Genomic DNA, 22,020 nt, shown 5'->3' with positions numbered 1-22,020 from the left:
CGGTATGAACGCGATCGCACGACGCGGCAGCGGCTGGACGCCGTGGCTCTACCTCGCGCCGGCCCTCGTCGTCCTGGGCGGCCTGCTCGTCTACCCGATCTACCAGCTCGGCCTGATCTCCTTCCTGGAGTACACCCAGGCGCAGGTCAGCGGCGGTGAACCGACCGCCTTCAAGGGCCTGGGGAACTACACCGCGCTCTTCGGCGACCCTCAGTTCTGGCAGGTGCTCCTGGCGACCGTCGTCTTCGCGGCCGCCTGCGTCCTCGCCACGCTCTCCCTCGGCTGCGCGCTGGCCGTGCTGCTGACGCGCGTACGGGCCGTACCGCGCCTCGCGCTGATGATGGCCGCGCTCGGCGCGTGGGCGACCCCGGCGATCACCGGGTCCACCGTCTGGGTGTTCCTCTTCGACCCGGACTTCGGCCCCGTCAACAAGGTGCTGGGGCTCGGCGACCACTCGTGGACGTACGGGCGCTACAGCGCCTTCGCGCTCGTCCTCCTCGAAGTGGTCTGGTGCTCGTTCCCGTTCGTGATGGTGACCGTCTACGCGGGCATCCGGGCGATCCCGGCGGAGGTGCTGGAGGCGGCGTCCCTCGACGGGGCCTCGCAGTGGCGGATCTGGCGGTCGGTCACGGCGCCGATGCTGCGGCCGATCCTGGTGGTCGTCACCATCCAGTCGGTCATCTGGGACTTCAAGATCTTCACCCAGATCTACGTCATGACGAACGGCGGCGGCATCGCCGGCCAGAACCTCGTCCTCAACGTCTACGCCTACCAGAAGGCCTTCGCGTCCTCGCAGTACAGCCTGGGCGCGGCGATCGGCGTCGTGATGCTGCTGATCCTGCTCGCGGTCACCCTCGGGTACCTGCGCCTGCTGCGACGCCAGGGAGAGGAACTATGAGTCCTGTACGCCGCCCCTGGCGCCTCGCCGCCGAGGCGTCCGCGCTGCTGATCGCACTGGCCGTCGCCTTCCCCCTCTACTGGATGGTGCTTTCCGCCTTCAAACCGGCGGGCGAAATCCAGTCGACGGAGGCCAGACCCTGGACGCTCTCCCCCTCGCTCGACTCCTTCCGGCGCGTCTTCGAACAGCAGGAATTCGGCCGCTATTTCCTCAACAGCCTGCTGGTCGCGTCGGTGGTCGTGATCGCCTCCGCCCTGATCGCCTTTCTCGCGGCGACAGCGGTCACCCGATTCCGCTTCACCTTCCGCACCACCCTCCTGATCATGTTCCTGGTCGCCCAGATGGTGCCGGTCGAGGCGCTGACGATCCCCCTCTTCTTCCTGATGAGGGACTTCGGACAGCTCAATACGCTCGGCTCGCTGATCCTGCCGCACATCGCCTTCTCGCTGCCCTTCGCGGTGTGGATGCTCCGCGGATTCGTGAAAGCCGTTCCCGAGGCGCTGGAAGAGGCGGCGTACATCGACGGCGCGAGCCGTTCCCGTTTCCTGTGGCAGATCCTTTTCCCGCTGGTTTTCCCCGGACTCGTCGCGACCAGTGTCTTCTCCTTCATCTCGGCCTGGAACGACTTCCTCTTCGCCAAGTCCTTCATCATCAGCGACACCTCGCAGTCGACACTTCCGATGGCACTGCTGGTCTTCTTCAAACCGGAGGAGAACGACTGGGGAGGGATCATGGCAGCCTCGACGGTGATGACCGTCCCGGTGCTCGTCTTCTTCGTACTCGTACAGCGACGCCTGGTCTCGGGACTCGGCGGAGCGGTTAAGGACTGACGCCATGCTCGATCTGGTACCGGCTCCCGGAGCCGCCGCCTGGGCGCCCCCCGCCCAGGGCCACTACCCCCTCGGCCACGACACCGCGCTGTTCGCCCACCCCGGCACCGAGGGCGTCGCCCAGTGGCTGCGCGCCACGGTGGGCGCCGCCACCGGGCTGCCGCTGGCGGACGGCACCGACGCCGGCCTCGACGGCAACCGCGTCGAGCTGCGGATCGACCCCGACACCGCACGGGAACTCGGCCCCGAGGGCTACCGCCTGGTCGTCGACGGCTACCTCGTCCTCATCGAGGGCGGCGGCCCGGCAGGCGTCTTCTGGGGCGCCCAGACGCTGCGCCAGCTGCTCGGCCCGGACGCCTTCCGGCGCGCGCCCGTCGACCCGGCGCGTCGGTGGTCCGTACCGATGGTGGCCATCGAGGACAAGCCGCGTTTCGCCTGGCGCGGCCTGATGCTCGACGTGTCACGCCACTTCATGCCCAAGGACGGCGTACTGCGCTACCTGGACCTGCTCGCCGCGCACAAGCTCAACGTCTTCCACTTCCACCTCACCGACGACCAGGGCTGGCGCATCGAGATCGAGCGCCACCCGAAACTGACGGAGACCGGCGCGTGGCGGCCGCGCACCCAATACGGCCACCGGGCCTCCGGCCTGTGGACGCGGACACCGCACGGCGGTTACTACACGCAGGACGACATCCGCGAGATCGTCGCGTACGCGGCGCAGCGGCACATCACCGTCGTCCCCGAGATCGACATTCCGGGCCATTCGCAGGCGGCCATCGCCGCGTATCCGGAACTGGGCAACACGGACGTCGCCACTGCGCCCCTCTCCGTCTGGGACACCTGGGGCATCAACCCGAACGTACTCGCCCCCACGGACAGCACCCTCCGCTTCTACGAGGGTGTGTTCGAGGAAGTCCTCGGACTCTTCCCCTCCACCTTCATCCACATCGGCGGCGACGAGGTGATGAAGGACCAGTGGAGGCGGTCCCCGGCCGCCCGGGCCCGCATCGAGGAACTCGGCCTGGCCGACGAGGACGAACTCCAGTCCTGGTTCGTCCGCCACTTCGACACCTGGCTCACCGCCCGCGGCCGCCGCCTCATCGGCTGGGACGAGATCCTCGAAGGCGGCCTCGCGCCGGGAGCCGCCGTCTCCTCCTGGCGCGGCTACGCGGGCGGGATCGCAGCCGCGAAGGCCGGCCACGACGTCGTCATGTGCCCCGAGCAGCAGGTGTACCTGGACCACCGCCAGCACGGCGGCCCGGACGAGCCGATGCCCATCGGTTACGTGCGCACCCTGGAGGACGTCTACCGCTTCGAGCCCGTGCCCCCCGGCCTCGCACCCGAAGAGGCGCGGCACATCCTGGGCACCCAGGCCAACCTCTGGACCGAGGTGATGGAGAACCAGAGCCGCGTCGACTACCAGGCGTTCCCCCGCCTGGCCGCCTTCGCCGAGGTCGCCTGGGCGGACCTGCCGGCACCCGCCGAACGCGACTTCGCCGGTTTCGAGGCGCGAATGACCGGGCATTACCGGCGGCTTGACGCACTGGGGGTCGATTACCGGCCACCGGGCGGCCCGTTGCCCTGGCAGAAGCGCCCGGCCCCCGACGGCGACCACGCCGCTCTCGGACGCCCGATCGAGGGGGCGCCCCCAAACGTGTGAGCCCCGAGGCAAGAAGAGTGCCGCGCCGTGCCGGGCCTGGGACCGTGGGGTCCCGGCTCGGCATACGTCGTAAGTCGCATGAGATTCGCTGAAGAGTGGCAATTCGCACTCACCGCCAATGGAGTACGAAAGCGGGCGAATGCCCTGGTCGGGGACGAGGGGTTCCTAGTGGACCCTCGCGTCGAACGGTTCGCAGGATGTGCCAGAGTTGCCTCGTCCGGGCTGTGAGCACGTACGGTACGGCGCAACAGGCGGGACAGCCGGGACACCGGGAAGGGGCAGCTGGGTTGACCACGCACGCACCGCGGGCGGCGCAGTCCGTGACGCTCCCGGCCTCGCTCGACGAGGCCGTGGCGGCACTCACCGCCATGCCTGCCGCCGTGCCCGTCGCGGGCGGTACGGACCTGATGGCATCCGTGAACTCCGGGCAGCTGCGGCCCGCGGCCCTGGTCGGGCTCGGCCGGATCAGCGAGATCCGGGGCTGGCAGTACCAGGACGGGAACGCGCTGCTCGGCGCCGGTCTCACGCACGCCCGGATGGGACGGCCCGACTTCGCGGCCCTCATCCCGGCGCTCGCGGCGGCCGCGCGCGCCGCGGGACCGCCCCAGATCCGCAACGCGGGAACGCTCGGCGGCAACATCGTCACCGCCGCGCCCACCGGCGACACCCTGCCCGTACTGGCCGCGATGGAAGCGACGCTGGTGATCGCGGGGCCGGGCGGCGCACGCCGCGAGACCCCCGTCTCCCACCTCCTCGCCGGCCGCGACATGCTGGGCGCGGGCGAGTTGATCGGCTTCGTGCGCGTACCGCTGCTGCACGCCCCGCAGGTCTTCGTCAAGGCCACCGGCCGCACCGGTCCCGGCCGCGCGACCGCGTCCGTCGCCCTGGTCCTCGACCCGGCGCGGCGCGAGGTGCGGTGCGCGGTGGGTGCCATCGCGCAGGTGCCGCTGCGGCCCCTGGAGGCGGAGGCCTGGATCGCCTCGCTGATCGAGTGGGACGCGGACCGCAAGCTGGCGCCGGAGGCGTGCGCCGCGTTCGGCGAGTACGTCGCCGCCGCCTGCATCCCGGACCCGGCGGACGGGACCGAGGCAGCACTGCCGCCCGCCGTACTGCACCTGCGGCGCACCGTCGCCGCGCTGGCCCGACGAGCGCTGGGGAGGGCACTGTCGTGAGCGAGAACGAGAACCCCGGGGGGCCTCCGCACCCCGGTACCTGGCAGCCGACCCCGCAGGGCGGCGAGTACGACGCCGACGCCACGGCGTTCGTACAGCTGCCCGAGGGCATGCCGGACTTCGGCGACCCGCTGGCGGCCCCCGGACACGACTACGTGCCGCCTCACATCACCCCGCAGGCGCCGGGGGAGAGCGTCACCTGGGCCGCACCGTCGGTACCGGGCGAGATGCGGTGGCCGGAGCCCGAGGGCACGGACGCGCCCGCGCACGACCCGGGGACCACGGGCCAGTGGAGCTTCGACACGGCCCCGGCGCCCACGCCCCCGGTCGCGTCCGAACTCACGGGCCAGTGGACGGTCCCGGTGGCCGACGGCGACCTCCCGGACGAGTCGGGCGAGTTCACGATGTCGGCACTGGCGTCCCAGTGGGGCGGCGCGCACCCTTCGGACACCCTGCCGGGCGGAGCGCCGGCCCCCTGGGCGACCGCGGCCGACGCGGGCGGAGCCCCCGCCCCCTGGGCGGCCCCCGGGCCGGCGCACGACTTCGAGCCGCACCCGCCGCAGGAGGACGCGACCGCCCCCGCCGAACAGGCCGCGGCGGCGGGAGAGGAGGTGCCGGGGCGCTCCCCGCAGGGCGCCGAACGCGACCACCCCGGAGAAGTCCCCGTACCCGAACGTCCGGCGCCCGGGGGGACGCTCCCGCGCGGCACCGGCCCCGAAGCCCCCGGCACCGCGCCCGCGGCCCCCCCGGCAGACGCCCACCACGAGCCCGCCCCCGGCGAGCCCGCCCACAGCGAGCACCCCCACGCCTCCTACGTCCTGCACGTGAACGGCGCCGACCGCCCCGTCACCGACGCCTGGATCGGCGAGTCCCTGCTGTACGTCCTGCGCGAGCGCCTCGGCCTCGCCGGCGCCAAGGACGGCTGCTCCCAGGGCGAGTGCGGCGCCTGCGCCGTCCAGGTCGACGGCCGTCTCGTCGCCTCCTGCCTCGTCCCCGCCGCCACCACCGCCGGCAGCGAGGTCCGTACGGTCGAGGGCCTGGCCACCGACGGCCGGCCGTCCGACGTCCAGCGGGCCCTCGCCAACTGCGGCGCGGTCCAGTGCGGTTTCTGCGTACCCGGCATGGCCATGACCGTCCACGACCTGCTCGAGGGCAACCACGCCCCCACCGAGCTGGAGACCCGCCAGGCGCTCTGCGGCAACCTCTGCCGCTGCTCCGGCTACCGGGGCGTGCTCGAAGCCGTGCGCGAGGTCGTCGCCGAGCGCGAGGCGACCGCCGCGGCCGAGGAAGCCCGCATCCCGCACCAGGCGCCCCCGGGCGCGGGCGGTGTCCAGCAGCCCCACCCGCACGAGCACCCGCACGACGGAGGCATGGCGTGAGCAACGACGCGGCCACCGCGACCGGCGCACCGGCGGTCGACGGCACCCGGACCGAGCCGCCCACCCACGGCATCGGCGCTTCCCTTCCCCCGGCCGACGCGCGCGCGAAGACGGAGGGCACGTTCCCGTACGCGGCCGACCTGTGGGCCGAGGGGCTGCTCTGGGCGGCGGTCCTGCGCTCCCCGCACGCCCACGCCCGGATCGTCTCGGTCGACACCTCCGCCGCCTCCGAAATGCCCGGTGTACGGGCGGTGGTCACCCACGAGGACGTGCCGGGCGACCCCGCGCACGGCCGCAGCGTCGTCGACCGCCCCGTCTTCGCCTCCGACCTGGTCCGCCACCACGGCGAGGCGATCGCCGCGGTGGCCGCCGACCACCCCGACACGGCCCGCCTGGCCGCCGCCGCCATCGCGGTCGAGTACGAGATCCTCGAACCGGTCACCGACCCGGAACAGGCCTTCGCGGCCGACCCCCTGCACCCCGACGGCAACCTCATCCGCCACATCCCCCTCAGCTTCGGCGACCCGGAAGTCACGGGCGAGGTGATCGTGGAGGGCCTGTACCGCATCGGCCGCCAGGACCCGGCGCCCATCGGGGCCGAGGCCGGCCTGGCCGTCCCGCGCCCCGACGGCGGCGTGGAGCTCTACACGGCGTCCACCGACCCGCACACCGACCGCGACCGCGCCGCCGCCTGCTTCGGCCTGGAGCAGGAGCGCGTGAAGGTCGTCGTCACGGGCGTCCCGGGCGCCACCGGCGACCGCGAGGACGGCAGCTTCCAGATCCCGCTGGGCCTCCTCGCGCTCAGGACCGGCTGCCCGGTCAAGCTGGCCGCCACCCGCGAGGAGTCCTTCCTCGGCCACGCCCACCGCCACCCGACGCTCCTGCGCTACCGCCACCACGCGGACGCCGAGGGCCGCCTGGTGAAGGTCGAGGCACAGATCCTCCTGGACGCGGGCGCGTACGCCGACGCCTCCTCCGAATCCCTCGCGGCGGCGGTGTCCTTCGCCTGCGGCCCGTACGTCGTGCCGCACGCCTTCGTCGAGGGCTGGGCGGTCCGTACGAACAACCCCCCGTCCGGCCACGTCCGCGGCGAAGGCGCCCTCCAGGTGTGCGCGGCGTACGAGGGCCAGATGGACAAGCTCGCGGCGAAGCTGGGCATCGACCCGGCGGAACTGCGCCTGCGCAACGTCCTGGCCACCGGCGACCTGCTGCCCACCGGCCAGACGGTGACCTGCCCGGCCCCCGTGGCCGAACTCCTCCGATCCGTACGCGACTACCCCCTCCCCGCCCTCCCCAAGGACACCCCCCGGGAGGAGTGGCTGCTGCCGGGCGGCCCGGAGGGCGCGGGCGATCCCGCCGCCGTGCGCCGCGGGGTCGGCTACGCGGTCGGCATGGTGCACATGCTGGGCGCGGAGGGCACCGACGAGGTCTCCACCGCCACGGTGAAGGTCCACGACGGCGTGGCCACGGTCATCTGCGCGGCGGTCGAGACCGGCCAGGGCTTCACCACGCTCGCGCGCCAGATCGTCCAGGAGGTCCTGGGCGTCGAAGAGGTCCACGTGGCGTCGGTCGACACGGACCAGCCCCCGGCCGGCCCCGCGACGCACGGCCGCCACACCTGGGTGTCGGGCGGGGCGGTGGAACGCGCGGCGAAGATGGTCCGCACCCAACTCCTCCAGCCGCTGGCCCACAAGTTCGGCATGTCGACGGAGCTCCTGCAGATCGCCGACGGCAAGATCACCTCGTACGACGGGGTCCTCTCCACCACGGTGATGGAGGCGATGGAGGGCAAGGAGCTCTGGGCCACGGCCCAGTGCCGCCCCCACCCCACCGAACCGCTCGACGACACGGGCCAGGGCGACGCCTTCGTGGGCCTGGCCTTCTGCGCGATCCGCGCGATCGTGGACGTGGACATCGAGCTGGGTTCGATCCGGGTGGTGGAGATGGCGGTGGCCCAGGACGTGGGCCGCGTCCTCAACCCGGCCCAGCTGGCCACCCGCATCGAGGCGGGCGTCACACAGGGCGTGGGCGCGGCCCTGACGGAGAACCTCCGCACCCCGCGGGGCCTGATCCGCCACCCCGACCTCACCCACTACGCGCTCCCGACGTCCCTGGACACCCCGGACATCCGCATCGTGAAGCTGGTGGAGGAGCGCGACGTGGTCGCCCCCTTCGGCGCGAAGCCGGTCAGCGCGGTCCCGGTGGTCACGTCCCCGGCGGCGGTCGCCTCGGCGGTCCGGGCGGCCACCGGCCGCCCGGTCAACCGCCTGCCGATCCGCCCCCAGGCGGCGGTCGCCGTACCCGGTCCGTAGCCGGGCGGACCGGGCGGGCCACGCGATTCCCGGTGGCGCCCGAACGCCCTGCCGCTAGGGTCGGTCCATGGACGAAGCGCCCGGTCCCGCCGTCATCCTGGTCACCGGTGTCATGGCCGCGGGCAAGTCGACCGTCGCGCAGGCGCTCGCCGAGCGCCTGCCGCGCGCCGCCCACGTACGCGGCGACGCCTTCCGCCGGACGATCGTCTCCGGGCGCGAGGAGATGCTGCCCGGGGCGGGCGAAGAGGCCCTGGCCCAGCTCCGGCTGCGCCACCGCCTGTCGGCCTCCGTCGCCGACGAGTACGCGCGCAGCGGCTGGACCGCGGTCGTGCAGGACGTGGTGGTGGGCGAGCAGCTGGCGGCGTACGTCCGGCTCGTACGCACCCGCCCCCTGTACGTCGTGGTGCTCGCCCCCGGCCGGGAAGCGGTGGCCGCCCGTGAGGCGGGACGGGCGAAGACCGGCTACGGGGCGGGCTGGACCGTGGAGGGCCTGGACCGGGTGCTGCGCGAGGAGACGGAGCGGATCGGACTGTGGCTGGACACCGCCCGGCAGACACCGGAGGTGACGGTCGGGGAGATCCTCGCGCGACTGCACGAGAGCAAGGTGGCTCCGTGAGCGCCGTCGCGCCCGGGGGCGGCGCGCGAACGGATGCGCGCGGCCCTTGCCTGCGCGCAGTGGTGCGGGCCACCATCGACCGCGACCGCTGCACGGCCGGCGGACGACACCGGCGATCCGAGAGCGTGAGGGCTTCCATGAGCGACGTGCGTACGGCGACGGGTGCGGGCAGCGGCACGGGGGCGACGGGGGTGACCCGGCGGCGGTTCGGCGCACTGGCCGGCGCCGGCGTCGCCGCGCTGGCGGTGTCCGGGAGCGCGCAGGCCGCACAGGCGACGCGCCGCGCCTATCTCGGTACGTACACCACCCAGCCCGGCGGCGGCACCGGCATCGGGCTCGCCTCCTACCGGCCGCGCAGTGGGCAACTGACCTCCACCGGGGTGCTCGCGGGCGTGCAGAACCCCTCCTTCCTCACGCTCTCGCCCGACCGTCGCACCCTCTACGCCGTCGACGAGCGCGCCGAGGGCGCCGTCACCGCCGTGCGCGTCGGGGCCGGGGCGCCCGAGGTGCTGGGACGGGCCCGCGCCACCGGTGGCGCCGACCCCTGCCACCTCTCCGTGCATCCCGGCGGGCGGTTCCTGCTGACCGCGAACTACACCGGCGGGAGCGTGTCCGTACACCCCGTCGGGCGCGACGGCGTGCTCGGGGAAGCCACCGACGTCGTACAGCACACCGGGTCCGGGCCCGATCCCGAGCGGCAGGCGGGCCCGCACGCGCACATGGTGGTCACCGATCCCGGCGGGCGGTACGTCGTCGCCGTCGACCTGGGCACGGACTCCGTCCACACCTACCGGCTCGACCCGCGCACCGGCCGGCTGGAGGAGCGCGGACGCGCCGCGACGAGGCCGGGCGCCGGACCGAGACACCTCGCCTTCCACCCCTGCGGCCGGCACGCGTACGTCGTCAACGAGCTGGACAGCACGCTCGTCGTGTGCGGTTACGACCCGCGCGGCGGAACCCTGACCCCCGGCGCCCCGCAGCCGACGCTCCCGCCCGGCACCGAGCTCACCGGGCGCAACTACCCGGCGGGGGTGCTGGTCTCGCCCGACGGGCGGTTCGTGTACGTCTCCAACCGGGGCCACGACAGCATCGCCGTCTTCGCCGTCGAACGCGGCGGCGCGGCGCTGCGGCCGCTGTCCCTCACGCCGTCCGGAGGCGCGTACCCCCGGCACATCGCGCTCGACCCGTCCGGCACGCTGCTGTTCGCCGCCCACCAGAAGTCCGGCACGGTCGCCGTGTTCCGGGTGGACCGGGGCACGGGCCGGCTGTCGCCGGCGGGCGCGGTGCTGGCGGCGCCGGTCCCGGTGTGCGTGCTGCCGGTGTAGGGCCGGCCGGCCCGGGCCGGGGCCCCGGGCGAAAGCCCCGGACGTACGACCAAAGGCCGAGCGTCCACCGTCCCAACGACAGGGGTCATTCGCCAGTACGCCCCTTACTCTGAGCGGATGACCGCCCTGGAACCGCGCGACGCCGAGGTCGCGCCCGCAGCCGCCGGGACACCCGGCGCACCCGCCGCCGACCGGAGCGGTGTTCTCGGCAGAGCCCACCGCGCGCTCAGCGTCGGCATCATCGCCGTCGTCCTGCTGATCGCCTTCGAGGCGACCGCCGTCGGCACGGCCATGCCCGTCGCCGCCCGCGAGCTGAACGGCGTCTCCCTCTACGCCTTCGCCTTCTCCTCCTACTTCACCACCAGCCTCTTCGCCATGGTGCTGTCCGGCCAGTGGTCCGACCGCAGCGGCCCCCTCGCCCCCCTCGCCACCGGCATCAGCGCCTTCGCCGCCGGGCTGCTGCTCTCCGGCACGGCGGACGCGATGTGGCTGTTCATCCTCGGCCGGGCGGTCCAGGGGCTCGGCGGCGGACTCGTGATCGTCGCCCTGTACGTCGTCGTCGGCCGCGCCTACCCGGCGCGCCTCCAGCCCGCGATCCTGGCCGCGTTCGCCGCGAGCTGGGTCGTGCCCTCCGTCGTGGGCCCGCTCGTGTCCGGGACGGTCACCGAACACCTCGGCTGGCGCTGGGTCTTCGTCGGCATCCCCGTCCTGGTCGTCTTCCCGCTCGCGCTCGCCCTGCCCGCGATACGCCGCACGGCGGCCGGCCCCGCCGAGGCGGGCGTCCCCGTTCCGGCCTTCGACCGCCGCCGCATCCGCCTCGCGTTCGGCATCTCGCTGGGCGCCGGGCTGCTCCAGTACGCCGGCCAGGCCGCGTCTGTCCACGGCGTGCGGTGGCTCTCGCTGCTCCCGGCGGCGGTGGGCGGCGCGCTGCTCGTGCCGGCCGTCCTGGGGCTGCTGCCGCGCGGCACCTACCGGGCGGCGCGCGGGCTGCCCTCGGTGGTGCTGCTGCGCGGGGTCGCGGCCGGGTCGTTCATCGCGGCGGAGTCCTTCGTACCGCTGATGCTGGTCACCCAGCGCGGGCTGTCCCCGACGGCGGCCGGGCTCTCGCTCGCGGTCGGCGGTGCGACGTGGGCGCTCGGTTCGTACGTGCAGTCGCGGCCGCGCATGGAGCCGTACCGGGAGCGGATGGTGCCCGGGGGCATGGTCCTGGTCGCGGCGGCCATCGCGGCCGCGCCCAGCGTGCTGATCACCGCCGTCCCGGTGTGGGTGGTCGCGGTCGCCTGGGGCGTCGGCTGCTTCGGCATGGGCACGGTCATCGCCTCGACCAGCGTGCTCCTGCTCAAGCTCTCGGCCCCCAAGGAGGCGGGCGCCAACTCCGCCGCCCTCCAGATATCCGACGGCCTCTCCAACGTCATGCTCCTCGCGGCCGGCGGCGCGGTCTTCGCGGCGCTGGGCGGCGGCGCGGTGGGCTCCGCCCACACCGCCTCCACCGCCTCCGCCTCCCACCCGGCGGCCTTCGCGGCGGTGTTCCTGCCGATGGCGGGGGTGGCGCTGGCGGGGGCGTGGGTGGCGACGCGGCTGGGTGGGCGAGAAGTCAAGTAGTACCGCTTCGACCCCAAGGGGCTGGACCGGCTGAGGTGACGTTCGTGTACCTGACGGCCGAGGATGTGCTCGCCGTCGCCGAGCAGGCCGTGGACGACCAGGTGGTCGTGGTGCGTGACGCGGGGCTGCTGGAGTCGGCCGTGCACCTCCCCTCTGCGGCCCTGTTCGGTCAGGAGGCGTACGGCGATCTCTTCGACAAGGCGGCCGCCCTGCTGCAGTCGCTCACGGTCAGCCGCCCGTTCGCCGACGGCAACAAGCGCACGGCCTGGGTGTCCTGCGTGGTCTTCCTGGCCATGAACGAGGTGCAGCTGCGTCCGGACCTCGACAGGGCGGAGCACTCGGTCGTCGAGGTGGCCACGGGCCGTCTGGAGGATGTGCCGGCCATCGGGCAGGTCTTGCGCGATCTGATCATTCCGGAAAGGCGAGTCCGCAGCGGCCGGCTGTGACTCCGGTCGCACACGAGCCGGGGCCGGCTGTCCGGCAGGGATCGCGACCGGGCCACCGGTAGGGTGGCCCGGTTGTCGTACGCACCCCTGTGACCCCGAGAGCCAGCGAACCGGAGACCGTGACTACTACCGCCTCCCACCACCTCTCACCCGCCTTCCCCGGCCGCGCCCCCTGGGGCACCGCCAACAAGCTGCGCGCCTGGCAGCAGGGGGCGCTGGAGAAGTACATCCAGGACCAGCCGCGCGACTTCCTCGCCGTCGCGACGCCCGGCGCCGGCAAGACGACCTTCGCGCTGACGCTCGCCTCGTGGCTGCTGCACCACCACGTCGTGCAGCAGATCACCGTCGTCGCGCCGACCGAGCACCTCAAGAAGCAGTGGGCGGAGGCCGCCGCCCGGATAGGCATCAGGCTCGACCCCGACTACAGCGCCGGTCCGCTCAGCAAGGAGTACCACGGGGTCGCCGTCACCTATGCCGGTGTCGGCGTGCGCCCCATGCTCCACCGCAACCGCTGCGAGCAGCGCAAGACGCTGGTGATCCTCGACGAGATCCACCACGCCGGTGACTCGAAGTCCTGGGGCGAGGCGTGCCAGGAGGCGTTCGACCCGGCGACCCGGCGTCTCGCCCTGACCGGCACGCCCTTCCGCTCCGACACCAACCCCATCCCCTTCGTCGCGTACGAGGAGGGGAACGACGGCATCCGGCGCTCCTCCGCCGACTACACCTACGGCTACGGCAACGCCCTGGCCGACGGTGTCGTGCGGCCCGTCATCTTCCTCTCCTACAGCGGCAACATGCGCTGGCGCACCAAGGCCGGTGACGAGATCGCCGCCCGGCTCGGCGAGCCGATGACCAGGGACGCCATCGGGCAGGCGTGGCGCACGGCGCTCGCGCCGACGGGGGAGTGGATCCCGAACGTCCTCGCGGCCGCCGACAAGCGGCTGACCGAAGTACGCAAGGGCATCCCGGACGCCGGCGGGCTCGTCATCGCCACCGACCAGGACAGCGCCCGCGAGTACGCCAAGATCCTGAAGAGGATCACCGGCGACCGGCCGACCGTCGTCCTGTCCGACGAGAAGGCCGCCTCGAAGAAGATCGACCGGTTCAGCGCGGACGACTCCCGCTGGATGGTCGCGGTCCGCATGGTGTCGGAAGGCGTCGACGTACCGCGCCTGGCGGTCGGCGTGTACGCGACGACGATCTCCACGCCGCTCTTCTTCGCCCAGGCGGTCGGGCGCTTCGTGCGATCGCGCAGGCGCGGCGAGACCGCGTCCGTGTTCGTTCCCACGATTCCGATGCTCCTCGAATTCGCCAACGAGATGGAGGTCGAACGGGACCACGTCCTCGACAGGCCCAAGAAGGGCGGCGAGGAAGAGAACCCGTTCGCCGAGGAGGACAAGCTCCTCGCCGACGCCGAGAAGCCGGAGGACGAGGAGACCGAGGAGCAGCTGCCCTTCGAGGCACTGGAGTCCGACGCCGTCTTCGACCGGGTGCTGTACGACGGCGCCGAGTTCGGCATGCAGGCCCACCCGGGGAGCGAGGAGGAGCAGGACTACCTCGGCATCCCCGGGCTGCTGGAGCCCGACCAGGTGCAGCTCCTCCTCCAGAAGCGCCAGACCCGGCAGATCGCGCACAGCCGCCAGAAGCCGGCCGCGGAGGCCGACCTGCTGGAGAAGCCGGCCGGGGCGCGTCCCGTGGTAACGCACAAACAACTGCTGGAGCTGCGCAAGTCGCTCAACACGATGGTCGGCGCGTACGTCCACCAGAGCGGCAAGCCGCACGGCGTCATCCACACCGAGCTGCGCAGGGTCTGCGGCGGTCCGCCGAGCGCCGAGGCCACGGCCGGGCAGCTCCAGGACCGGATCAAGAAGGTCCAGGAGTGGGCCACCCGCATGCGGTGACGCCTGCCGGGGCGCCTCTCGGGGCGTCTGCCGGGAAGTGACGCGCGGGGCCCGGAGGCGCTTCTCCGGGCCCCGTCCGTTCCGAGGGGTGGGCCCCGTCGGCCCGAAGAGAATGCGCATTCGGGTCGAATAGGGATGAATTCACCTTCGGCGCCCGGATTCTGGACGAGGTCTTCCGCTGAGCGGAGTCGATCGCTACCTTTCCCGGAACGCATACGCCCCGTGGCAGAGCCGCCGCGGAGCGCAGCCGGTGCCATGGCCTGCCGGCGGCCTCTGCGCGCGACGCCGACGGGACCGGCGGCGCACCCGTCGGAGAGCCGTCGCACTCACCACAGAGGAGTGGGCGTCGTGACCGCGGAAACTTCCCAGACGCTCGACCGGGGACTACGTGTCCTCAAACTGCTTGCCGACACCGACCACGGTCTGACCGTCACCGAGTTGTCCAACAAACTCGGTGTGAACCGCACGGTCGTCTACCGCCTGCTCGCCACCCTCGAGCAGCACGCGCTGATACGCCGCGACCTGGGCGGCCGCGCCCGCGTCGGCCTCGGCGTGCTCCGCCTGGGCCGGCAGGTTCATCCGCTCGTACGGGAAGCCGCGCTGCCCGCGCTGCGTTCCCTCGCCGAGGACATAGGGGCCACGGCGCACCTGACGCTGGTCGACGGCGCCGAGGCCCTCGCGGTCGCGGTCGTCGAGCCGACGTGGACCGACTACCACGTGGCGTACCGCACGGGGTTCCGTCACCCCCTCGACCGGGGGGCGGCCGGCCGGGCCATCCTCGCCGCCCGTCAGGGCGCCCTGGAGGACGGCGGCTTCACCCTCACCCACGGCGAGCTGGAGGCCGGTGCCAGTGGCGCGGCGGCGCCCCTGGTCGGCATCACCGGCCTGGAGGGCAGTGTCGGCGTCGTCATGCTTGCCGATTCCGTTCCCGAGCGGGTGGGGCCGCGCGTGGTCGACGCCGCCCGTGAGGTCGCCGACGCGCTGAGGTGAAGGGGCGCGGGGGTGCGAGGGGTGCGGCGGGCGCGAGGGGTGCACGGGGGAGAGGGGCGTGCGCCCACTAGATTGGGGGGCGTGCTCTCACGTCTCTCCCGCCCCCGTGTCCTCGCCCTTTGCGGGGCCCCCGCGCTCGCGCTCTTCGCCGTGGCCGCCCTCGCGCCGCTGCCGTACGTCCTCGCGCAGCCCGGCAGCACCGCGAACGTGCTCGGTGAGGACAAGGGCGAACCGGTGATCACCATCACCGGCGCGCCGGTGCGCGAGACGACCGGAGAACTGCTGATGACGACGATCGTGGCGACGGGGCCGTCCGTCGACATCGACCTGGGGCAGGTCGTCGACGCGTGGTTCAGGACCGACCGGGCCGTCATGCCCAAGGAGGCGGTCTACCCGACCGGCGACACCGACGCCGAGATCGAGAAGCACAACGCCGCGGAGATGGAGCAGTCGCAGGAGACCGCCGTCGACGCGGCGCTCGGGCACCTCGGCAGGAGCCCCGACCAGGTGAAGGTGGACCTCAACCTCGCCGACATCGGCGGCCCCAGCGCCGGGCTGCTCTTCTCCCTCGGCATCGTCGACAAGCTGGACGGCGACGGCTCGGGCGGCGGCCTCACCGGCGGCCGCACCATCGCCGGTACGGGCACGATCACCTCCGACGGCGACGTGGGCCCGGTCGGCGGCGTACCGCTCAAGACGCAGGCGGCCCGGCGCGACGGGGCGACGGTCTTCCTCGTACCGGAGGAGGAGTGCGCGCAGGCCCGGGCCGAGAAGCCCGAGGGGCTGCGCCTGGTGCCCGTCACGACGCTGAAGGACGCGGTGCGGGCGCTGGTGGCGCTGGAGAGGAAGAGCGGGAAGGTTCCGAGCTGCTAGCGGGCGGCCGGACCGGCTCTGCGGGCGGTACGGCCCCCATGGGGTGTACGTCGTCCATGGTCCGCCAGGAGGGGAAGACCGCCGGGCTCAGCGTCACCAGGAAGTACGCCCCGCCGAACACCAGCAGCGCCGTCACGAGCCCCGCCTCCTCGACCAGCAGTCCCGCCGCGAGGCCGCCCAGCGGCATGGTCAGCTCGCAGCCGGCCGTGGACACGCCCCCGACGCGGCTGCGCAGCTCCTGCGGGACGCGTTCGTACGTCACCGTCGTCAGGATCGGGTTGAGCATCCCGGCGGCCAGACCGCCCGCCGCCATCGTCACGGCCAGCGCCGCCGTCCCGTCCACCAGCGCGGCGACGGCGAAGCGCGGCAGCCCGCAGAGCAGGAACGCGACGGTGAAGACCACCCGGCGCGGGAAGCGCTCGCCGACCGCCCCGTAGAGCAGCGCGCCGAGCAGCGCAGCCCCGCCGAAGACCGCCGCGAGCACACCCAGGACGGCCGCGCCGCCCGGGCCGCCCTCGACGTGGACGGGCAGGAGGACCGAACTCCAGCCCTGGTCGAGGCCGTTGGTGAGCATCACCATCAGGACCACGGCCAGCAGGAGGCGCTGGCGCAGGAGGAAGACGTACCCCTCGCGCAGTTCAGTGCGGTACGTCGTGAACGACACCGGCGCCGCCTTCTGCGGCTCGGCCGCCCGTACGCCCCGCACCCCCGCCGCGACCAGCAGCGCCGACACCGCGAACGTCGCCGCGTCGAGCAGCAGCACCGCCTCGGCGCCGAGCAGCGCGATCAGTACGCCCGCGAGCGCGGCCCCGATCATGCGGGCCCCGCGCGAGACGCCCTCGAAGAGGCCGGCGGCGCGAGTGAGGGTGGTGCCGGCGTGGGCGGCGAGGTCGGGGAGGAGGACGTAACGGGCCGTCGTGCCGGGCGTGTGGGCGAGGCCGCCGACCGCCATCAGCGCGCACAGCATCCAGAACTCCAGCGCACCGGCGTAGTGCAGCAGCGGAATCGCGCCGACGGCGAGGCCGCACACCAGGTCGGAGCCGACGGAGACCCGGCGGCGGCCGATCCGGTCGATGAAGGGGCCGCCGACGAGCGCGGCGACGACGACCGGCAGTGTCGCGCAGAAGGCGACGACGCCGGCCCGGCCGGCGCTGCCCGTGGTGTCGAGCACGAACCACGGGACGCCGATCATCGTGAGCGAAGTGCCCGCTGTGGAGACGGTGTTGGCGGCCAGGACGGCCGCGAACGGTCTCCTCCGCCCCTGCGTCTTCACGCGATACGGGCGGGCCGGGCGGGGGGCTGCTGGGCGAGGCGCAGGCCCAGCTCGACCATGGTCCAGCCGAGGCGGGCGCGCAGGGGGTGACGCGGCGCGGGGCGGGGGGCGCGGGTGTGCCCGGCGGCCCGGGCGCGCAGTTCGGCGGCGCGCTGGTGGTGGAGCCGGAGGTGTATGTCGGGGTGCATGGCGGGCGGTTCCCTTCGGTCCGTTGAATCGGTCTGCGGGGTCGGTCCGTGGGGTCGGTCCGCGGGGTCAGTCCGTGGGGCGGCGGGGGAAGGAGTGCGTGTGCAGGCGGACTTGGGCGGAGTCTTCGCCGGACACGGACAGTCCGTGGTAGCTGTTGATGAGCGCGTGGATCTTCTCGTTCAGCTCCTTCAGCTGCCCGGGGGTGAGCTGGAGCGTGAAGTCGCTCAGGTCCGAGGCGCCGGCCCACTCCTCGGGCCATTCGCGCGCGGTGCCGAGCCAGGTGCTGACCTCCTGGGTGTGGATGTTGGCGATCTCGTGCATGAAGAGGTCGGCGGCTCCCCGTACGGCGGGGTCGGGGCTGTTGTGCAACTCCCTGCTGAAGGTGGTCCCTTCCTGCGCCGCCCTCCACCACCGCTCGCGGCCCTTGCCGCGCTCGGGGTCGTCCTCGACGAAGCCGTGGGAGGCGAGCTGGCGCAGGTGGTAGCTGGTGGCGCCGCTGGACTCGCCCAGCCGCTGGGCCAGTTGGGAGGCGGTGGCGGGCCCGTCGTGGCGCAGGGACTTCAGCAGCTGGATGCGCAGGGGGTGGGCGAGCCCGCGCAGTGAACGGGCGTCCAGCACACGGCTGTCGGGCTCCCGGGTGTCGGGCTCCGGGGTGTCGGGCTCCGGGGTGTCGGGCTCCGGGTGTGCGGCGGATGCGGGGGTGCCGGGCTGCTCGGGCTCTTGGGGCATGCCTCCACCCTAGGCTTGCAAAGAAACCTATGCAACCACTTCGTTGCAACATTCTCTTTGCATCATCTCCTCCGCGGGACCGCCCACCCGGCGCCTATCCCTCCTTGATGAAGCCCTCCTTCACCAGCCACTCCTTCGCCACCTCGTGCGGGTCCTCCCCGTCCACGTCCACCTTCGCGTTCAGCTCCCGCGCCACCTCGGTGTTCAGCCGCGCGCTCAACGGGTTCAGCAGCCCCGCGATCGCCGGATACCTCTCGTACGTCGCCGCGTGCAGCGCGGGAGCGGCGTTGTAGTTGGGGAAGAAGTGCTTGTCGTCCGTGACGGTGTCCAGGTCCATGGCCTCGATCCGGCCGTCGGTCGTGAACGCCTCGCCGAGCAGGCACGACCCCGACTCGGCGACCTGGGTGTAGATGATCCCGGCGTCCATCTTCCTGACGTTCCCGGCCGGGATGTCCATGTCGTACGCCCTCTTCAGCCCCGGCAGCCCGTCCTCGCGCGACGCGAACTCGTTCTCCACGCAGAGCGTCACCGCCGAGGGATCGCGCCGCGACAGCTCCGCGACGTCCGACATGGTCCTGAGCCGGTACTTCGCGTTGTTCCGTTTGCTGATCACCAGCGTGTACGTGTTGTTGAGCGCGGACGGCGGCAGCCAGGTGACCCCGTTCCCCACGTCCGCGTCCCGCACCGCCCGCCACTGCTCCAGCGGATCGACGACCGGCTCCTGGTTGCCCAGGTAGGTGATCCAGGCGGTGCCGGTGTACTCGTAGATGGCGTCCGCGTCGCCCTTGACGATCGCCTCGCGGCCGCTGATCGACCCCGGCAGGTTCGTCCGGTCCAGGACCTCCGCGCCCGCCGCCTTGAAGACCAGGCCGATCATGTGGCCCAGGACGATGTTCTCGCTGAAGTTCTTCGAGGTGACCGTCAGCGAAGCGCCCTTGAGCGGCTGTCCCCGGCCGACCGAACCCGGCACCACGTCGTCGGCCATCGGAGAGCCGCTCTTGAGGCCGCAGCCGGACAGCCCGGCCGCCGCCAGCAGCATCGCCAGCGCCGCGCCCAGTGCCGTGCGTACGACGGACGAGGACCGCGTCACCCCTGTCACCCCTCCTCCAGCCCGCGCGGGGTCATCGCCAGCTCCACCAGGGACGCCAGCCAGTCCACCAGCAGGGCCAGCACCACCGTCAGTACCGAGCCGAGGACCAGGACCGCCGTCCGCTGGGTCTGGATGCCCGAGGTGATCAGGTCGCCGAGGCCGCCGCCCCCGCCGAAGGTGGCCAGCGTGGCCGTACCGACGTTGATGACGAGCGCGGTGCGCACGCCCGCCAGGATCAGCGGTACGGCGAGCGGCAGTTCGACCCTGGTGAGGGTGCCCGCCGCCGACATGCCGATGCCGCGCGAGGCCTCCACCAGCTGGGGGTCGATCGCCCGCAGTCCGGCCACCGTGTTGGAGAGCACCGGCAGCACGGCGTAGACCACCATGCCGACGATCGCGGTGGTGGGGCCGATGCCCAGCCAGATCACCAGCAGCGCCAGCAGGCCGATGACGGGCGTCGCCTGCCCGACGTTGGCGACCGCCGTCACCAGCGGGGCGCCCCGGCTGAGGCGGCGCCGGGTCAGGGCGATGCCCAGGGGGACCGCGATGACCAGTACCCAGAACGTGGAGACCGCGGTGAGCTTGACGTGCTGCCACAGCCGCAGCTTCACATTGCCGCCCGCCAGGGAGTTCTCGGCGATCGTGTCGAGGCGTGCGTGGGAGATCCACAGGTATGTCGCCAGCAGCACGAGGGCCAGCACGACCGGCATGACCACCAGCTTCCGCCAGACGAACCGCCGCTCGGGGGCACGGGGCGCCGGCGCCCGCCCGCCCTGTTCCTCCTCCGTGAGCAGGTCCTGGTCCACGCCCTCCTGGGAGGGACCGCTGGAGGCGTCGCTCATCCGCCCGCACCGCCCTCCAGCTCCGCCTCGGTCCGGTGGTGGCGCAGCTCCTCCAGGTCGTGCCGGTGCTCGACGGCCGTCAGCCGGTCGGCCTCCAGCATCTCGTGCACCGAGTTCAGCAGCGTCTCCATGTCGACGACCCCGATGTACTCGCCGCGCCGCCCCGTCACCGCCACCCGCCCGGCCGAGTCGATGAGCACCGCCTCCAGCGCGTCGTGCAGCGTGGCGTCCCGCGTCACGGTGTCGTGCACGAGGTGCCCGGCCCGCGCCAGCGACCCCTTGGCGCGCATCAGGTCGCCGCGCCGCAGCCACTTGTAGGGGCGGCCCCGCCGGTCGAGCATCAGCAGCTCGTTGTGCAGGCCGCCGCGCAGCCGGTTGAAGATCGTCTGGAGCGGGTCGTCCACGCTCACCGTCGGGAAGTCGGCGATCTCCACCTCCCGCACACGGGTGAGGTTGAGCCGCTTCAGGGCCGCTCCCGCCCCGACGAAACCCGACACGAAGTCGTCCGCCGGATTGGTGAGGATCGCCTCCGGGGTGTCGAACTGCGCGATGTGCGAACGCTCCCGCAGGACCGCGATCCGGTCCCCGAGCTTGATCGCCTCGTCGAAGTCGTGCGTCACGAAGACGATCGTCTTGTGCAGGTCGTGCTGGAGGCGGATCAGTTCGTCCTGGAGGTGGTCGCGGGTGATCGGGTCGACGGCCCCGAACGGCTCGTCCATCAGCAGCACCGGCGGATCGGCGGCGAGCGCCCGCGCCACCCCCACGCGCTGCTGCTGGCCGCCCGACAGCTGCCGCGGATAGCGCCCGTGGAACTCGCGCGGGTCGAGCCCCACCAGGTCGAGCATCTCCTCGACCCGGTCCTTCACCTTCGCCTTCGGCCAGCCGGTCATCTTCGGTACGAGTGCGATGTTCTCGGCGACCGTCATGTGCGGGAAGAGCCCGGAGGACTGGATCGCGTACCCGATCTTGCGGCGCAGCTTCACCGGGTCCATGTCGGTGACGTCCTCGCCGTTGATCCTGATCCGCCCGGAGCTCGGCTCGATCAGCCGGTTGATCATCCTCAGCGTGGTCGACTTGCCGCAGCCGGAGGGGCCCACGAGGATCACCGTCTCGCCGGCCCTGATCTCCATCGAGACGTTGTCCACCGCCGGGTTCGGGTTGCCCGGGTAGCGCTTGGAGAGGTTCTCCAGCTCGATGGTGGCACCGGAAGCCGCTGTCCCCCTCGCCGCCTCAGGCACGGATCCCCCTCGGGATGGTCAGCCGGCCGAGCAGGACGTACGCCGCGTCGAAGAGCAGGGCGAGGGCGACGATGCCGAGCGTTCCCGCGAGCACCTGGTTGATCGCGTTGGCGCTGCCCAGCGAGGCGATGCCGCGGAAGATCTCGTTGCCCAGGCCGGGGCCCGAGGCGTACGCGGCGACGGCGGCGATGCCCATCAGCATCTGGGTGGAGACCCGGATGCCGGTCAGGATGGGGGGCCAGGCGAGCGGCAGTTCCACCTTCAGCATCCGGGCGGCCCGGGACATCCCGATGCCCTTGGCCGCGTCGACGACGGTCGGGTCCACCCCGCGCAGGCCCACGATCGCGTTGCGGACGATCGGCAGCAGCCCGTACAGCACCAGCGCGATCACGGTGGGCGGCACGCCGAGCCCCACCACCGGGATCAGCAGGCCGATCAGCGCGAGGGAGGGGATCGTGAGGACGGTGGCCGTGGAGGTGACGGCCAGGTTCCCGGCCCAGGGGCTGCGGTAGGTGAGCACGCCGACGGTGATCCCCAGCAGGGTGGCGATCACCATGCACTGGAAGACCGCGCTGACGTGCTGCAGGGCGTCGGTGAGCAACTGCTGGTGCCGGGTGCCCAGGTACTCCCAGAAGCTCACGCGCGCTCCCTC

The 22,020-nt window shown here is 72.8% G+C and carries 20 protein-coding genes; 13 read left to right on the top strand and 7 right to left on the bottom strand.

All coding sequences use genetic code 11. The features are described from left to right. Window positions 1–4: 4 nt before the first annotated feature. The 13 genes from ABD374_RS24535 (at window position 5) to ABD374_RS24475 (ending at window position 16,007) form a co-directional block, all read left to right on the top strand. Window positions 5–898, top strand: a complete 894-nt coding sequence (locus ABD374_RS24535; RefSeq protein WP_344497743.1) for a carbohydrate ABC transporter permease — start codon at window positions 5–7, stop codon at window positions 896–898. Further along, a complete protein-coding gene (locus ABD374_RS24530; protein ID WP_344497742.1) occupies window positions 895–1,728 on the top strand; it encodes a carbohydrate ABC transporter permease in 834 nt (277 codons plus the stop codon). Before ABD374_RS24535 ends, ABD374_RS24530 begins: the two co-directional genes overlap by 4 nt. A 4-nt stretch (window positions 1,729–1,732) precedes the next feature. Beyond that, window positions 1,733–3,391, top strand: coding sequence for a beta-N-acetylhexosaminidase (locus tag ABD374_RS24525; protein ID WP_344497741.1), 1,659 nt, complete (start codon window positions 1,733–1,735; stop codon window positions 3,389–3,391). Window positions 3,392–3,678: 287 nt separating this feature from the next. Beyond that, window positions 3,679–4,563, top strand: a complete 885-nt coding sequence (locus ABD374_RS24520; RefSeq protein WP_344497740.1) for an FAD binding domain-containing protein — start codon at window positions 3,679–3,681, stop codon at window positions 4,561–4,563. Further along, window positions 4,560–5,942: a (2Fe-2S)-binding protein gene (locus tag ABD374_RS24515; RefSeq protein ID WP_344497739.1), complete on the top strand. Its 1,383-nt coding sequence runs from the start codon at window positions 4,560–4,562 to the stop codon at window positions 5,940–5,942. Before ABD374_RS24520 ends, ABD374_RS24515 begins: the two co-directional genes overlap by 4 nt. Then, on the top strand, window positions 5,939–8,254 hold the full coding sequence (locus tag ABD374_RS24510; RefSeq protein ID WP_344497738.1) for a xanthine dehydrogenase family protein molybdopterin-binding subunit: 2,316 nt from the start codon (window positions 5,939–5,941) through the stop codon (window positions 8,252–8,254). Before ABD374_RS24515 ends, ABD374_RS24510 begins: the two co-directional genes overlap by 4 nt. A 67-nt stretch (window positions 8,255–8,321) precedes the next feature. Beyond that, window positions 8,322–8,870 (top strand): AAA family ATPase, encoded by a 549-nt coding sequence (locus tag ABD374_RS24505; protein WP_344497737.1) that lies wholly within the window; start codon window positions 8,322–8,324, stop codon window positions 8,868–8,870. Between the two features lie 137 nt (window positions 8,871–9,007). After that, a complete protein-coding gene (locus tag ABD374_RS24500; RefSeq protein WP_344497736.1) occupies window positions 9,008–10,195 on the top strand; it encodes a lactonase family protein in 1,188 nt (395 codons plus the stop codon). Window positions 10,196–10,312: 117 nt separating this feature from the next. Beyond that, on the top strand, window positions 10,313–11,797 hold the full coding sequence (locus tag ABD374_RS24495; RefSeq protein WP_344497735.1) for an MFS transporter: 1,485 nt from the start codon (window positions 10,313–10,315) through the stop codon (window positions 11,795–11,797). Window positions 11,798–11,832: 35 nt separating this feature from the next. Further along, window positions 11,833–12,243, top strand: coding sequence for a type II toxin-antitoxin system death-on-curing family toxin (locus ABD374_RS24490; RefSeq protein WP_344497734.1), 411 nt, complete (start codon window positions 11,833–11,835; stop codon window positions 12,241–12,243). A gap of 119 nt (window positions 12,244–12,362) precedes the next feature. Further along, window positions 12,363–14,144, top strand: coding sequence for a DEAD/DEAH box helicase (locus ABD374_RS24485; protein WP_344497733.1), 1,782 nt, complete (start codon window positions 12,363–12,365; stop codon window positions 14,142–14,144). 348 nt (window positions 14,145–14,492) lie between these two features. Further along, window positions 14,493–15,134 carry an IclR family transcriptional regulator gene (locus ABD374_RS24480; protein WP_344497732.1) on the top strand — a complete coding sequence of 214 codons (642 nt, stop codon included), beginning with the start codon at window positions 14,493–14,495 and terminating at the stop codon, window positions 15,132–15,134. 81 nt (window positions 15,135–15,215) lie between these two features. Continuing rightward, window positions 15,216–16,007 (top strand): S16 family serine protease, encoded by a 792-nt coding sequence (locus ABD374_RS24475; RefSeq protein ID WP_344497731.1) that lies wholly within the window; start codon window positions 15,216–15,218, stop codon window positions 16,005–16,007. Here the strand turns inward: ABD374_RS24475 and ABD374_RS24470 are convergent. The 7 genes from ABD374_RS24470 to ABD374_RS24440 all read right to left on the bottom strand — a co-directional run bounded on the left by ABD374_RS24470 (window position 15,934) and on the right by ABD374_RS24440 (window position 22,008). Then, complete coding sequence (locus ABD374_RS24470; protein ID WP_344497730.1) at window positions 15,934–17,280, bottom strand: MFS transporter; 1,347 nt, start codon at window positions 17,278–17,280, stop codon at window positions 15,934–15,936. The two genes, ABD374_RS24475 and ABD374_RS24470, sit on opposite strands and share 74 nt — an antisense overlap. Next, entirely contained in the window at window positions 17,277–17,468 is a 192-nt protein-coding gene (locus ABD374_RS24465) for a hypothetical protein (RefSeq protein ID WP_344497729.1), read from the bottom strand. The genes ABD374_RS24470 and ABD374_RS24465 overlap by 4 nt, the downstream gene beginning before the upstream one ends. Window positions 17,469–17,535: 67 nt before the next feature. Further along, window positions 17,536–18,198, bottom strand: coding sequence for an ArsR/SmtB family transcription factor (locus ABD374_RS24460; protein WP_344497728.1), 663 nt, complete (start codon window positions 18,196–18,198; stop codon window positions 17,536–17,538). 94 nt (window positions 18,199–18,292) lie between these two features. Beyond that, window positions 18,293–19,237, bottom strand: a complete 945-nt coding sequence (locus ABD374_RS24455) for a glycine betaine ABC transporter substrate-binding protein (RefSeq protein ID WP_344497800.1) — start codon at window positions 19,235–19,237, stop codon at window positions 18,293–18,295. 56 nt (window positions 19,238–19,293) lie between these two features. Further along, on the bottom strand, window positions 19,294–20,130 hold the full coding sequence (locus ABD374_RS24450) for an ABC transporter permease (RefSeq protein WP_344497727.1): 837 nt from the start codon (window positions 20,128–20,130) through the stop codon (window positions 19,294–19,296). Beyond that, window positions 20,127–21,368, bottom strand: coding sequence for a betaine/proline/choline family ABC transporter ATP-binding protein (locus ABD374_RS24445; RefSeq protein ID WP_344497726.1), 1,242 nt, complete (start codon window positions 21,366–21,368; stop codon window positions 20,127–20,129). Before ABD374_RS24445 ends, ABD374_RS24450 begins: the two co-directional genes overlap by 4 nt. Continuing rightward, complete coding sequence (locus ABD374_RS24440; RefSeq protein ID WP_344497725.1) at window positions 21,361–22,008, bottom strand: ABC transporter permease; 648 nt, start codon at window positions 22,006–22,008, stop codon at window positions 21,361–21,363. The genes ABD374_RS24445 and ABD374_RS24440 overlap by 8 nt, the downstream gene beginning before the upstream one ends. Window positions 22,009–22,020: the final 12 nt, after the last annotated feature.

The organism is Streptomyces enissocaesilis (assembly GCF_039533765.1).
Lineage (GTDB): Bacteria > Actinomycetota > Actinomycetes > Streptomycetales > Streptomycetaceae > Streptomyces > Streptomyces enissocaesilis.
Note: the sequence above shows the minus strand (reverse complement) of the source record. Positions and strands in the feature narration are given on the sequence as shown.

Coding starts and splice junctions, on each gene's coding strand:
- ABD374_RS24535 (WP_344497743.1), top strand. CDS start 5: ATGAACGCGATCGCACGACGCGGCAGCGGCTGGACGCCGTGGCTCTAC.
- ABD374_RS24530 (WP_344497742.1), top strand. CDS start 895: ATGAGTCCTGTACGCCGCCCCTGGCGCCTCGCCGCCGAGGCGTCCGCG.
- ABD374_RS24525 (WP_344497741.1), top strand. CDS start 1,733: ATGCTCGATCTGGTACCGGCTCCCGGAGCCGCCGCCTGGGCGCCCCCC.
- ABD374_RS24505 (WP_344497737.1), top strand. CDS start 8,322: ATGGACGAAGCGCCCGGTCCCGCCGTCATCCTGGTCACCGGTGTCATG.
- ABD374_RS24500 (WP_344497736.1), top strand. CDS start 9,008: ATGAGCGACGTGCGTACGGCGACGGGTGCGGGCAGCGGCACGGGGGCG.
- ABD374_RS24495 (WP_344497735.1), top strand. CDS start 10,313: ATGACCGCCCTGGAACCGCGCGACGCCGAGGTCGCGCCCGCAGCCGCC.
- ABD374_RS24465 (WP_344497729.1), bottom strand. CDS start 17,468: ATGCACCCCGACATACACCTCCGGCTCCACCACCAGCGCGCCGCCGAA.
- ABD374_RS24460 (WP_344497728.1), bottom strand. CDS start 18,198: ATGCCCCAAGAGCCCGAGCAGCCCGGCACCCCCGCATCCGCCGCACAC.
- ABD374_RS24455 (WP_344497800.1), bottom strand. CDS start 19,237: ATGCTGCTGGCGGCGGCCGGGCTGTCCGGCTGCGGCCTCAAGAGCGGC.
- ABD374_RS24450 (WP_344497727.1), bottom strand. CDS start 20,130: ATGAGCGACGCCTCCAGCGGTCCCTCCCAGGAGGGCGTGGACCAGGAC.